Raw genomic sequence first — 12,900 nt, 5'->3', positions numbered from 1 at the left:
GCGGTCCTAAACGGCCGATCCACGGGATGTTGACTCATCACCGGAACGGATCACGAGCGTCACACCTCCGTTGCAAACATGTGACATACCCCACACGATTGACCGTTTTGTCCGGTAACTAACGGACAGAACAGGACTTTTCACAGCCGACAACCGGGGGGGTCCACGCGCGCGCGATAACACATCCACCGGCCCGTGTTAACCCCGTCCGGCGATGCAATTTCGGCTATTGCTCGGTAAATTCAATCCGCATGAGCCCCGCACAAGCAGACCATGCACGTGCCGCACCAGATTTGCTCGACAGTGGAATTCCCGCAGGGCTGGAAGGACTGACACTCGAATCGCCCCGGCTGGACGACGGGGCCGCCCTGTGGCGCATCGCCCGGGACTCCGAGGCCCTGGATCTGAACTCGTCCTACAGCTACCTGCTGTGGTGCCGTGACTACGCGGCCACCTCGATCGTGGCCCGCGACGCCACCGGCGCCCCGGTCGGCTTCATCACCGGCTACACCCGGCCCGAGGCGCCGCACACCCTGCTGATCTGGCAGGTCGCCGTCGACGCCGGGCGGCGCGGACGCGGCCTCGCCGCCGCGATGCTGGACGCCCTGGCCCGCCGGACGGGCCGGGAGCTGGGGGTGAACGTCATCGAGACCACCATCACACCGGACAACACCGCCTCCAACCGCCTCTTCGCCTCCTTCGCCGAGCGGCACGGGGCCGCCGTGGAGAACGAGGTGCTCTTCGACGCCGGGGTGTTCCCCGAGCGCGGTCACCAGCCGGAAGTGCTGTACCGGATCGGGCCCATACCGGGCCGCGCCACCACCGGCCGCTGAACCCGACACCACGTCCGCCCCGCGAGAGAACCCCTGAGACCAGGAGAGACCGCTGTGACCATCACCGAGCCCGACCTGAGCGTCTTCACGACCCTGGAGTCGGAGGTGCGCAGCTACTGCCGTGGCTGGCCCACCGTCTTCGACCGCGCCCGGGGCAGCCACCTCCACGACGAGGACGGCCACACCTACCTCGACTTCTTCTCCGGCGCCGGCTCGCTCAACTACGGACACAACAACCCCGTGCTGAAACGCGCCCTGCTCGACTACCTGGAGCGCGACGGCATCACCCATGCCCTGGACATGTCCACCACGGCCAAGCGCGCGTTCCTGGAGACGTTCCGGGACGTGGTGCTGCGCCCGCGCGACCTGGACTACAAGGTCATGTTCCCCGGCCCGACCGGCACCAACGCGGTGGAGTCCGCGCTGAAGCTGGCCCGCAAGGTGAAAGGCCGGGAGTCGATCATCTCGTTCACCAACGCCTTCCACGGCATGTCGCTGGGCTCGCTGGCCGTCACCGGCAACGCGTTCAAGCGCGCCGGCGCGGGCATCCCGCTCGTGCACGGCACGCCGATGCCGTTCGACGACTACCTGGACGGCCGAACGCCCGACTTCATCTGGTTCGAGCGGCTGCTGGAGGACGCCGGCTCCGGGCTGAACAAGCCCGCCGCCACCATCGTGGAGACGGTGCAGGGCGAGGGCGGCGTCAACGTCGCCCGGCCCGAGTGGCTGCGCGGCCTGGCCGACCTGTGCCGGCGGCACGACATGCTGCTGATCGTCGACGACATCCAGATGGGCTGCGGGCGCACGGGGCCGTTCTTCTCCTTCGAGGAGGCCGGCATCGTGCCGGACATCGTGACGGTGTCGAAGTCCATCAGCGGCTATGGGCTGCCGATGGCGCTCACGCTGTTCCGGCCGGAGCTGGACATCTGGGAGCCGGGCGAGCACAACGGCACGTTCCGCGGCCACAACCCGGCGTTCGTCACCGCCGCCGCCGCGCTGGACACGTACTGGGCCGACGGCCAGATGGAGAAGCAGACCCTCGGCCGCGGCGAGCAGACCGAGGCCGCGCTGCGCGAGATCACCGCCGAGCACGCGTCCGCGGGCGCCTCCTACCGGGGCCGCGGCCTCGTGTGGGGCCTGACGTTCGACGACCCGGGGCGCGCCGCCCGCGTGTGCCGCCGCGCGTTCGAGCTGGGCCTGCTGCTGGAGACGTCGGGACCGGAGAGCGAGGTCGTCAAGCTGCTCCCGGCGCTGACCATCACCCCCGAGGAGCTGGACGAGGGGCTGCGCGTGCTCGAACGGGCCGTCCGCGAGACCGCCTGAGCACCCGCCCGCACTCGACAGGCTGCACTCGACCAGCCGCACTCGACAGGAACGTTTGAAAGGAAGAACAACACCGTGATCGTCAGGTCGCTCAGCGACATCGAGGGAACCGACCGGGACGTGCACTCCGCCTCCGGCACCTGGCGCAGCAAGCGGATCGTCCTCGCCAAGGAGGGCGTGGGCTTCTCGCTGCACGAGACCGTGCTCTACGCGGGCACCGAGACCAGCATGTGGTACGCGAACCACATCGAGGCCGTGTTCTGTGTGGAGGGCGAGGCCGAGCTCACCAACGAGGAGACCGGCGAGAAGCACTGGATCAGGCCCGGCACCATGTACCTCCTGGACGGGCACGAGAAGCACACGCTGCGCCCGAAGACCGACTTCCGGGTGCTGTGCGTGTTCAACCCCCCGGTGACCGGCCGGGAGGACCACGACGAGAACGGCGTCTACCCGCTGCTGACCGAGGCGTGAGGAAGGGAGTTACCAGCATGACCACCGCACCCGAACGCACCGCCGACCTGTATCCCACCCGAGGCGCGGCCGAGGTGGCGACGCCGCGCCAGGACCCGGTGGTGTGGTCCGCCCCCGACGCGCCGGGGCCGTTCGGCTCGGGCGAACTGGCGGCCTACGAACGGGACGGGTTCGCCACCGTCGAGCAGCTCATCGGCCCGGACGAGGTGCTGACCTACCGCGCCGAGCTGGACCGGCTGGTGTCCGACCCGGCGATCCGGGCGGACGAGCGCTCGATCGTCGAACCCAAGTCCCAGGAGATCCGGTCGGTGTTCGAGGTGCACAGGATCAGCGAGGTGTTCGCCGAGCTGGTGCGCGACCCGCGCGTGGTGGGCCGGGCACGGCAGATCCTCGGCTCGGACGTGTACGTGCACCAGAGCCGGATCAACGTGAAGCCGGGGTTCGGGGCCAGCGGATTCTACTGGCACTCGGACTTCGAGACCTGGCACGCCGAGGACGGGCTGCCCCGGATGCGGGCGGTGTCGGTGTCGATCGCGCTCACCGAGAACTTCGACACCAACGGCGGGCTGATGATCATGCCCGGCTCGCACCAGACGTTCCTGGGCTGCGCCGGTGAGACGCCCAAGGACAACTACAAGAAGTCGCTCCAGATGCAGGACGCGGGCACGCCCTCCGACGAGGCGCTGACCGGCTTCGCCGACCGGCACGGCATCAAGCTGTTCACCGGCCGGGCGGGCTCGGCGACCTGGTTCGACTGCAACTGCATGCACGGCTCGGGGGACAACATCACGCCCTATCCGCGCAGCAACGTCTTCATCGTCTTCAACAGCGTGGAGAACACGGCGGTCGAGCCGTTCGCGGCCCCGGTCCGCCGTCCGGAGTTCATCGGAGCGCGGGACTTCACCCCGGTGCGCTGAACCCCGGCGGCGCGCACCGCGCGGGGCCCGGCCCTCCCGGAAGGGGAGGGGCCGGGCCCTTCGGGTGTTCAGCCCCAGCGCACGGCCGGCAGGGCGCGGCCGTTGTCATCGAACAGCGCCTGGTTCTCCCAGGCGTTGCCCGAGGACGGGTCGGCGGGGTCCCAGCCGTTGCCGCGGGTCGCGATCCAGGCCGGCTCCCAGTAGAACAGGCCCCGGCCCCGGCTGTTCGAGGCGCCGGCGAGCACGTCGGACACCGCGCGGATCCAGTTCGCCTGGCCCTGGGAGCTCGCCGGGAAGCCCGACACCAACTGGCTCTGGCTGCCGATGATGTTGGCGTGCCCGTCGGAGTCGGCGAGCGTGAACGGGTAGGCCGTCTCGGCGACGATCAGGTCCTTGCCGTAGCGGTTAGCGACGCTGTTCACGTTGTACCGGAGGTCGTCCAGCGTGCCGTGCCAGTAGCCGTAGAACGACAGGGCGATGACGTCGAACGGCACGCCCCGGGACCGCGCGTTGTCGAACCACCACACGGTGCCCCCGTTGTCGCCGCCCTCCGCGAGGTGCAGCGCGACCTGGGTGCCCGGGGAGGAGTCGGCCACGGCGCGGGCGCCGTGAGCCACCGGCCGGCGCGCCGCCCGGCGGTCACTGGTCCAGGTGCACCACGCGCACGGCTCCCGCGGGCACGGCCAGCGGGCCGGCCACGCGTTCCCCGGTGAGCAGTTCCGTGCCGGGCGCCGCCAGCTCCACCTTGGCCTCGGAGGCGGTGTGGTTGATGGCGAAGACGAAGGTGCCGCCCTCGCCGGCGCGCCGAACCACCTCCACGTCGCGGGGCAGGTCGTCGCGCGGGGCGAGGCCGGCGTCGTCGGAGGCGGCGGCGAGAACGGCGTCCAGGCCGTCCTGGCCGAGGCGGGCCGACACATACCAGGCGGTGCCGGCGCCGAGTTGGTGCCGGGTGATGGCCGGGCCGCCGGCCGCGGGGCCGTCGGCGTAGGTCCACACCGGCTCGGCGCCCGCGGGAACCACCGTCTCCGCCCAGACGTCCGCGGCCAGCCGCCCGCCGTTCGGTCCGGCCAGCCGCACGGTCTCGCCCGCCCGCAGCGGCTGGAACTCCTCGACGGTCAGGCCGAGTACGTCCCGCAGCGCGCCCGGGTGCGGGCCGGGGTGGACGGCGTCGTGCTCGTCGACGATGCCGGAGAAGTAGGAGACGACCAGGGTGCCGCCGCCCTCGACGTAACGGCGCAGGTTCTGCCCGGCGGCGCGCGTGGTCAGGTAGAGGGCGGGCACGACCACCAGCGGGTAGGCGGCCAGGTCGGCGGCCTCGGGCGGGACAAAGTCGATGGTGAGATGGCGGTCGAACAGCGCGGCGTACCAGGACTCGGCGCGCTCGCGGGTGTCCAGGTCCTCGCTGGGGCGCCACTCCAGCTTCTGCGCCCACCAGGACTGCCAGTCCCAGACGACGGCCGCGTCGGCGACGGTGCGGGTGCCACGGACCGGGGCCAACGCGCCGATGCTCGCGCCCAGTTCGACGATCTCGCGCCAGATGCGGCTGTCCGTGCCGGCGTGCGGGACCATCGCCGAGTGGAACTTCTCCGCCCCGGCGCGGGAGGCGCGCCACTGGAAGAACATGGCGCCCTCGGAGCCGCGCGCGACATGGGCGAGGCTGTTGCGGGCCATCTCGCCGGGGCGCTTGGCGATGCCGCGGGGCTGCCAGTTGACCGCGCTGGTGGAGTGCTCCAGCAGCAGCCAGGGCCGGCCGGCGCCCACCGAGCGGCTCAGATCGGCCGCCATGGAGAGGTTGATGTGGTTGCGGTCGTCCTCGGCGCGGAGGTAGTGGTCGTTGGTGACGATGTCCACCTCGCGGCCCCAGGCCCAGTAGTCGATGGTGTCGCACTGAGTGGGCGAGACCATGAAGTTGGTGGTGACGGGCACGCCCGGGGACAGCTCGTGCAGCAGGTCGCGCTCGCGGCGGAAGTTGGCCAGGGCGCTGTCGCTGGCGAAGCGCGCGAAGTCCAGGCGCTGGGCCGGGTTGGCGGTGGTGGGAGTCAGCCGGGGCGGCTGGATCTCCTCCCAGTCGCCGTAGAGCTGGCCCCAGAACTCGGTGCCCCAGGCCGCGTTGAGCGCGTCGACGGTGCCGTAGCGGTCGGCGAGCCAGCGCCGGAAGTGGGCGGCGGAGGTCTCGCAGTAGCACTCCAGGACGGGCACGCCGTACTCGTTGTGCACGTGCCACATCGCCAGCGCGGGGTGAGTGCCGTAGCGCTCGCCGAGCGCGCGGGTGATCCGGGCGGCGGCCTCGTGGTAGGCGGGCGAGCTGTGGCAGATCGCACCGCGTGAGCCGAACTCCCAGCGCACGCCCTCGCGGCTGACCGGCAGCGCCTCCGGGTGGGCGCGGTAGAACCAGGCCGGCGGCACCACGGTGGGGGTGGCGAGGTCGACGCCGATGCCGCCCTCGTGCAGCAGGTCGATGATCCGGTCCAGCCAGCCGAACTCGAAGTGGCCCTCGCGCGGCTCCAGCCGGGCCCAGGAGAAGATCCCGAGGCTGACGAGGCTCACGCCCGCCTCGCGCATCAGCGCGACGTCCTCGGGCCAGACCTCCTCCGGCCACTGCTCCGGGTTGTAGTCCCCACCGAAGGCGAGTCGTTCCATGCGCATCTTCCGGGCCCTCTCTGTGAACGTGCACAGCCAATATAACGACGTAGTACCAAGCATTGACAGGTGTCGGATCTGTTTCTCTACTGTGAACGCTCACAGCTCCCCGGCACAGGAGGAATCATGCATTACCGCACCGTCGCGGTCTCGCTCACCGCCGCGCTCACCGCCGTCGCCGTCACCGCCTGCGGTGGCTCCGACGACGGGGACTCCGGCTCGAACGGCCCGGTCAGCCTGACCTACTGGACCTGGGCACCGGGGATGGAGAAGGTCGTCGAGATCTGGAACGAGGCCAACCCCGACATCCAGGTCACCGTCAAGGAACAGGCCGCCGGCGACGACCTCGTCACCAGAACGATCACGGCCGCCCAGGCCGGCGAGGCGCCCGACCTGGTCCAGGCCGAGTACCAGGCGCTGCCCACCCTGGTCAGCAACGACGTTCTCGCCGACATATCCGGCGAGGTGGCCGACGCCGAGGAGCAGTTCGCCCCCGGCCTGTGGCAGCAGGTCACGCTGGGCACCGACGCCGTCTACGCGCTGCCGCAGGACTCCGGGCCGATGATGTTCTACTACCGGCAGGACCTCTTCGAGGAGTACGACCTGACCGTCCCCACCACCTGGGACGAGTTCGCCGAGACGGCGCGCGCCCTCAAGGACGTCGCCCCCGACAAGTACCTGACCACGTTCTCCGCGAACGACGCCGGCCTCTTCGCCGGGCTGGCCCAGCAGGCCGGCGCCCAGTGGTGGACCACCGAGGGCGAGACCTGGCGCGTCGCCATCGACGACGAGGCCACCCAGCGCGTCGCCGACTTCTGGGGCGGCCTGGTCGCCGAGGACGTGATCCTCAACGAGCCGATGTACACCCCCGCCTGGAACCAGGCCCTCAACGAGGGCGACCAGATCGCCTGGGTCAGCGCCGTCTGGGCCCCCGGCACGCTGTCCACCGCCGCCCCCGACACCGCCGGCCAGTGGGCCATGGCGCCGCTGCCGCAGTGGGAGGAGGGCGCGAACGCCACCGGAAGCTGGGGCGGTTCGACCACGGCCGTCACCAATGACGCCAAGGACCAGGAAGCCGCCGCCGAGTTCGCCGCCTGGCTGAACACCGACCCCGAGGCGCTGGCCGCCATGGTGCGCGAGGGCGGCATCTACCCGGCCGCGACCGCCGCCCAGACCGGCGACGCGCTGGCCGAGCCGCCGGCGTTCTTCGAGAACCAGCCCGACTTCTACGAGCAGGCCGCCGCCATCGCCCAGGGCACCGCCCCCGCCGCCTGGGGCCCCAACGTCAACGTCGCCTACTCGACGTTCAACGACGCGTTCGGCTCCGCCGCCGAGAGCCGCGGCGACTTCGGCGAGGCGCTGACCGCCATGCAGCGCGCCACCGTCGAGGACATGGAGTCGCACGGCTTCCAGGTGGCCGAGTGAGCCGCCGCGCCACCAGCGGGGCGCGTCGCCGCGCCCCGTTCGCCTTCCTCGCCCCGGCCGTCATCCTGTTCGCGCTGTTCTTCGCGCTGCCCATCGGCTACGCCGTCTATCTGAGCCTGCGCACGATCGAGGTCCAGGGCCTGGGCCTGGGCAGCGGCGCCCGCCAGGAGGTGTGGGCCGGCCTGTCCAACTACACCGACGCCCTCGGCGACAGCGAACTCCTCGCCGGCGCCGCGCGCGTCGGCGTCTACGGGCTGATCGTCGTGCCCCTGATGCTCGGCCTGGCCCTGCTGTTCGCGCTGCTGCTGGACGCCGACCGCGTGCGCGGCCGGCGCTTCAGCCGGCTGGTGATCTTCCTGCCCTACGCCGTGCCCGGCGTGATCGCCGCGCTGCTGTGGGGCTTCCTCTACCTGCCGTCCGTCAGCCCGCTGCACCACGTGCTGAACAGCCTGGGTCTGCCCGAGCCGGATCTGCTGGGCGGCAACGCCCTGTTCATCGCCCTGTCCAACATCGCGGTCTGGGGCGGCACCGGCTTCAACATGATCGTGATCTACACCGCGCTGCGCGCCCTCCCCGCCGAGGTCCACGAGGCCGCCAAGCTGGACGGCTGCTCGCAGCTCCAGATCGCGCTGCGCGTGAAGATCCCGATGGTGGCGCCCTCGCTCGTGCTCACCTTCTTCTTCTCGATCATCGCCACGCTTCAGGTCTTCAGCGAGCCGACCACGCTCCGGCCGCTGACCAACAGCGTCTCGTCCACATGGAGCCCGCTGATGAAGGTCTACCGGGACGCGTTCGACGGCGGCGACATCCACTCCGCCGCCGCCACCGCGGTGATCATCGCCGTGGTCACCCTGCTCCTGTCCTTCGGCTTCCTCCGCGCCGTCGGCTCCCGCAACCGCCAGGAGACCGCCCGATGAACGCGACGCGCCGCGTGGCGCTGCTGCCCACGGCCGCGCTGCTGCTGGGCGCCCTGTACTGCCTGGTGCCGGTGGCCTGGGTGCTGGTCGCCTCCACCAAGGCGGGCGACGAGCTGTTCTCCACGTTCACCTTCGTGCCCGGCACCGGCCTCTTCGAGAACATTGGTGACCTGTCCGCCTACCGCGACGGCGTCTACTGGCAGTGGATGGCCAACTCCGTGCTGTACGCGGGGGTCGGGGCCGCGCTGTCCTGCGCGGTCTCCGCGCTGGCCGGCTACGCCCTGGCCGTCTACTCGTTCACCGGCCGCGAGGCGGTGTTCGGGGTGCTGCTCGCCGGCGTGCTGATGCCGCCGGTGATCCTCGCCGTCCCGCAGTACCTGCTGCTCGCCGAGGCCAGCCTCACCGACAGCTATCTGTCGGTCCTGATCCCGGTGCTGCTGTCCCCCTACGGCATCTATCTGGCCCGGATCTACGCCGCCGCCGCGGTGCCGGAGGACGTGATCGAGGCCGCCCGGATGGACGGCTCGGGCGAGTGGCGCATCTTCCGGACGATCGCCGTGCCGATGATGCTGCCGGGACTGGTGACGATCTTCCTGTTCCAGTTCGTGGCGATCTGGAACAACTTCCTGCTGCCGTTCATCATGCTCAGCGACGACGAGAAGTTCCCGATGACACTGGGCCTTTACACCCTGCTCAACCAGGGCTCCAACAGCCCCGCGCTGTACACCCTGGTGATCACCGGCTCGCTGCTGGCAGTGCTGCCGCTGATCGCCCTGTTCCTGTTCATCCAGCGGTACTGGAGCCTTGACCTGCTCTCCGGCGCCGTAAAGTCGTGAACGTGACCCCGAACAACCCGGCGCGGCGCCGCAGGCCGACGATCCACGACGTGGCGCGGGAGGCCGGTGTCTCCCGCGGCACCGTCTCCCGCGTCCTCAACGGCGGCCACTACGTGAGCCCGGCCGCCGCCGAGGCGGTCAACGCGGCCATCCGCAAGACGGGTTACGTGGTCAACCGGCACGCCCGCAGCCTGATCACGGGCCGCTCCGGCTCGGCCGCGTTCCTACTGACCGAGCCGCAGGAGAAGTTCTTCGAGGACCCGAACTTCAACGTCCTGCTGCGCGGCTGCACCCAGGCGCTGGCCGCGCACGACATCCCGCTGCTGCTGATGATCGCCGGCAGCCGCGAGGAGCAGCGGCGGCTCACCCGCTACATCGCGGCCGGGCACGTGGACGGGGTGCTGCTGATCTCCAGCCACACCGGCGATCCGGTGGCCGAGGAGCTGGTGCGGGCGGGCATCCCGGTGGTCATGTGCGGCAAGCCGATGGGGCGAACGCGCCTGGCGCATGTCGCCGCCGACGACCGGGACGGCGCCCGGCAGATGGTCGGCCACCTGGTGGCCGCCGGCCGGCGCAGGATCGGCACGGTCACCGGCCCGCTGGACACCTCCGGCGGCGTGGACCGGCTGGCCGGCTACCGGGAGGTGCTGGCGGAGGCGGGGCTGCCGGTGGAGGACGACCTGATCGTCACCGCCGACTACAGCCGCGAGGGCGGCGCCGCGGCCACGGCCCGGCTGCTGGACCGGCGCCCGGACCTGGACGCGCTGTTCGTGGCCTCCGACCTGATGGCCCAGGGCGCCCTGGGGGTGCTGGAACGGGCCGGCCGCCGCGTTCCCGAGGATGTGGCGGTGGGCGGCTTCGACGACTCCACCGCCGCGCTGAGCTCCCGCCCGGCGCTGACCACGGTCCGCCAGCCCTGGGACCGGATCAGCACCGAGATGGTCCGGGTCCTGCTCTCCCAGATCGACGGCGACGCCACCTCGGCGGTGATCCTCCCCACCGAGCTGGTCCCCCGCGACTCGGCCTGAGCCGACTGCGGGAACCGGTGCGGGGGTGGCCGACGCACCGCCGGCCACCCCCTCGCCGGCTCAGTCGCCGTCGATCTCCACGTCGACGCCGATGTCCTCCAGGGCGTCCTCCGCCTCGTCGAGGACCTCTTCGGCCAGGTCTTCCAGGAACTCGTCCACAGGTCCGCCTCTCGTGTGTCAACACCCCGGGGCGCGGGGCGGGTTGATTTTATCGGCGCCCCGCGTCCAGTATTCGGTTGCCACCGCGCGCTGCTCTCACTTCAATGTGTCCATGACCGATCGCGCCCACGACGAATACGTAGAGCTGAACCGGCGCCACTGGGATGACCACGCAGCGGGGTGGCATGGACCGCTCGCGCGCAGCGAGTGGTCGGCTGAGGAACCACACTGGGGGTTGTGGGCGACGCCGGAGTCACAGGTCTCGGTGTTCCCTGACGACATCGCCGGGATGCGTGCGATCGAGCTGGGCTGCGGAACCGGGTACGTCTCGGCATGGCTGGCGCGAGCGGGCGCAAGCCCCGTCGGGATCGATCTGTCGGAGAAGCAGCTCGCCACCGCGCAGGCGATGCAAGAAGAGTTCGGCCTCACGTTCCCCCTCGTGCTGGGCAACGCCGAGCAAGTCCCCTACGACGACGACACGTTCGACTTCGCGATCAGCGATTACGGTGCCTCGCTGTGGTGTGCCCCCTACCGGTGGATCCCGGAGGCCGCGCGCTTGCTGGTACCCGGCGGCAGGCTTGTGTTCACGCGCCGGTCACCGCTGTTCGCGCTCTGCGGGCAACCTGACGGCGAGGCGTCCACGACCCTGCTCCGCCCTCAATTCGGCCTGCGTCGGCTGGACTGGGGCGAGGGGATAGAGTTCACCCTGCCCCATGGCGAGATGCTCCGTTTGCTGCGGTCCCATGGCTTCATCGTCGAGGACCTGATCGAAATCCAGGCGCCCAAGCCCGCGCACCGGGACTACGCCGAAGTCTCGGCCGACTGGGCCCACCACTGGCCCAGCGAGGAAATCTGGAAGGCACAGCTGGCCGGTTGAACACCTGGTAATGCAGAAGCGGGTAACCGTCATTGACTTCGGCGGCGCTCACCAGATGAGAGCGCCGCCCGATGCCATGGTTGGATCAGGCACTGCGAAGATGTGTCGCACCAGACGCCGCAGGCTGATCCTCCCCCAGCTAACGCTGGGAGGTACCCCCGGGGGTACCTCATCGACCGACCGGACAGGACCTGAACGCCGGCCGCGCCCGTGGACCCGTGATCTCGTAGTGCTTCGTGTCCGCGACCGCTGCCGCCAGCGCGCGCCGGGGCAGCGGAGCGCCACATCCCCACGGCAGCGCCGCTTCGGTCGAACAGGGTGTACCGGTGTCCGCCACCGCGATGCCGTTGACCATGGTGATGCTCTGCAGAACGCTCGCGGTCTGCCAGTCGTAGGTGGCCTGAAAACCCTCGGGGCATGTGGCAAAGGCGGGTCACCGGCCGAGTCCTGCTCGGCTCAGGTGGGGCGGTCGTGGAGGCGGAACCGTGCGCCTCTGCCGACGGTCGCTGATGAGGCATACAACGCATTTCGGACCGCAGTGTCGCGCTTCACCGTGACGTACCGTCCGTTGGCCAGCGATCTCAAAGTGTGGGTCCCGCTCGCCGCATCCCACTCCAGGGCGAACGTTTCCCAGCGGCCGGCATTCACGGAACGAGCCCGCAGCACGCCGTTGTACTCTTGGTAACTGACCTCGGCGGCTGCGAAGTTGCCGGTTCGCAGCGACTGGATCGCGATAAGGAATGGGGCATCCCCGGCGGTGGCGGCATCCGTCCCATCCGTGCGGCGAGGCGGTCGTCGTCGACGTACTCCCAGCCGGTCGGCGCCGGGAGTGACACCTCTCCGCCCAGCGCTCGCGTCAGGCGTACCAGGGCGCCAATGCCGACGAACGGGACCACGACGGCGTTGACGGACAGAGCGAGCCCCACGCCCACGTGGGCAGCGAGATGGGCAGGGGCCGCACTGGCCCGGGCCGCGTCCCCGCTCAAGCCGTCGTCCATGCCCAGGAACCAGACGGTACTCAAGCCGATCGCCCCCGCCCACAGCAGCCAGTAGGCCGCACCGGCGGCGACCCAGAGACGGATGCCGCGCTCAGTGGAGGCGCGGAGGCGGCGGCCCGCGTACCGCAAGGAGCCCAGGGCAATGAGGAGCACTCCTGTCAACACTCCTGTCAGCGGCGTGACCCACTGGTTGCCCTGCGCCCACTCGGCCAGCCCGCCGAAGTCGATGTTGTCCGCGCTCTCGGGGTAGTCGCGCACCAGGGCACGCAACTCCGGCGTGAACACCAGCAGGCCGCCCAAGGAGATGAGCCCCCACAGGCTCAGCGCCGGCCGGGCCAGCGCTCCCCCGCGAACCCAGGGAGCGATCAGGGTCTCCCGTGCGGGTTGCCACACCGTCTGCGGCACGGGACCGCCGGGCGCGGCGGCCTGCGTCGGCACCGCGTTCGGGTCCGTGCCGCCCCCGGCAGGCCCTTGTG

At 70.6% G+C, this 12,900-nt stretch carries 12 protein-coding genes; 9 read left to right on the top strand and 3 right to left on the bottom strand.

Going from position 1 to position 12,900, the window contains the following annotated elements:
• The first annotated feature begins 251 nt into the window (after positions 1 to 251).
• The 4 genes from ectA to thpD all read left to right on the top strand — a co-directional run bounded on the left by ectA (position 252) and on the right by thpD (position 3,544).
• A complete protein-coding gene (gene ectA, locus RM590_RS19835) occupies positions 252 to 833 on the top strand; it encodes a diaminobutyrate acetyltransferase (protein WP_311705968.1) in 582 nt (193 codons plus the stop codon).
• Positions 834 to 887: 54 nt separating this feature from the next.
• A complete protein-coding gene (gene ectB / locus RM590_RS19830) occupies positions 888 to 2,156 on the top strand; it encodes a diaminobutyrate--2-oxoglutarate transaminase (protein ID WP_311705967.1) in 1,269 nt (422 codons plus the stop codon).
• 75 nt (positions 2,157 to 2,231) lie between these two features.
• Entirely contained in the window at positions 2,232 to 2,627 is a 396-nt protein-coding gene (locus tag RM590_RS19825; protein WP_311705966.1) for an ectoine synthase, read from the top strand.
• A gap of 17 nt (positions 2,628 to 2,644) precedes the next feature.
• Entirely contained in the window at positions 2,645 to 3,544 is a 900-nt protein-coding gene (gene thpD / locus RM590_RS19820) for an ectoine hydroxylase (protein ID WP_311705965.1), read from the top strand.
• Between the two features lie 68 nt (positions 3,545 to 3,612).
• Here the strand turns inward: thpD and RM590_RS19815 are convergent, their stop codons facing one another.
• Positions 3,613 to 4,161 carry a glycosyl hydrolase 53 family protein gene (locus RM590_RS19815; RefSeq protein ID WP_311705964.1) on the bottom strand — a complete coding sequence of 183 codons (549 nt, stop codon included), beginning with the start codon at positions 4,159 to 4,161 and terminating at the stop codon, positions 3,613 to 3,615.
• A 22-nt stretch (positions 4,162 to 4,183) separates the two neighbouring features.
• Positions 4,184 to 6,184: a beta-galactosidase gene (locus RM590_RS19810; RefSeq protein ID WP_311705963.1), complete on the bottom strand. Its 2,001-nt coding sequence runs from the start codon at positions 6,182 to 6,184 to the stop codon at positions 4,184 to 4,186.
• A gap of 126 nt (positions 6,185 to 6,310) precedes the next feature.
• On the opposite strand from RM590_RS19810, the gene RM590_RS19805 reads away from it, so the two are divergent.
• The 5 genes from RM590_RS19805 (at position 6,311) to RM590_RS19785 (ending at position 11,426) form a co-directional block, all read left to right on the top strand.
• Positions 6,311 to 7,609 (top strand): ABC transporter substrate-binding protein, encoded by a 1,299-nt coding sequence (locus tag RM590_RS19805; protein WP_311705962.1) that lies wholly within the window; start codon positions 6,311 to 6,313, stop codon positions 7,607 to 7,609.
• Entirely contained in the window at positions 7,606 to 8,526 is a 921-nt protein-coding gene (locus tag RM590_RS19800) for a carbohydrate ABC transporter permease (protein WP_311705961.1), read from the top strand. Before RM590_RS19805 ends, RM590_RS19800 begins: the two co-directional genes overlap by 4 nt.
• A complete protein-coding gene (locus tag RM590_RS19795; RefSeq protein WP_311705960.1) occupies positions 8,523 to 9,362 on the top strand; it encodes a carbohydrate ABC transporter permease in 840 nt (279 codons plus the stop codon). The genes RM590_RS19800 and RM590_RS19795 overlap by 4 nt, the downstream gene beginning before the upstream one ends.
• Positions 9,363 to 9,364: 2 nt before the next feature.
• Positions 9,365 to 10,390: a LacI family DNA-binding transcriptional regulator gene (locus tag RM590_RS19790; RefSeq protein WP_311705959.1), complete on the top strand. Its 1,026-nt coding sequence runs from the start codon at positions 9,365 to 9,367 to the stop codon at positions 10,388 to 10,390.
• A gap of 271 nt (positions 10,391 to 10,661) precedes the next feature.
• On the top strand, positions 10,662 to 11,426 hold the full coding sequence (locus RM590_RS19785) for a class I SAM-dependent methyltransferase (RefSeq protein ID WP_311705958.1): 765 nt from the start codon (positions 10,662 to 10,664) through the stop codon (positions 11,424 to 11,426).
• 644 nt (positions 11,427 to 12,070) lie between these two features.
• On the opposite strand, the gene RM590_RS19780 is transcribed toward RM590_RS19785, so the two are convergent.
• Positions 12,071 to 12,862 carry a hypothetical protein gene (locus RM590_RS19780; RefSeq protein ID WP_311705957.1) on the bottom strand — a complete coding sequence of 264 codons (792 nt, stop codon included), beginning with the start codon at positions 12,860 to 12,862 and terminating at the stop codon, positions 12,071 to 12,073.
• Positions 12,863 to 12,900 lie beyond the last annotated feature (38 nt).

It is taken from the genome of Streptomyces litchfieldiae (genome assembly GCF_031845365.1).
Classification (GTDB): Bacteria; Actinomycetota; Actinomycetes; order Streptomycetales; family Streptomycetaceae; genus Streptomyces; species Streptomyces litchfieldiae.
Note: the sequence above shows the minus strand (reverse complement) of the source record. Positions and strands in the feature narration are given on the sequence as shown.

Coding starts and splice junctions, on each gene's coding strand:
- ectA (WP_311705968.1), top strand. CDS start 252: ATGAGCCCCGCACAAGCAGACCATGCACGTGCCGCACCAGATTTGCTC.
- thpD (WP_311705965.1), top strand. CDS start 2,645: ATGACCACCGCACCCGAACGCACCGCCGACCTGTATCCCACCCGAGGC.
- RM590_RS19810 (WP_311705963.1), bottom strand. CDS start 6,184: ATGGAACGACTCGCCTTCGGTGGGGACTACAACCCGGAGCAGTGGCCG.
- RM590_RS19805 (WP_311705962.1), top strand. CDS start 6,311: ATGCATTACCGCACCGTCGCGGTCTCGCTCACCGCCGCGCTCACCGCC.
- RM590_RS19795 (WP_311705960.1), top strand. CDS start 8,523: ATGAACGCGACGCGCCGCGTGGCGCTGCTGCCCACGGCCGCGCTGCTG.
- RM590_RS19785 (WP_311705958.1), top strand. CDS start 10,662: ATGACCGATCGCGCCCACGACGAATACGTAGAGCTGAACCGGCGCCAC.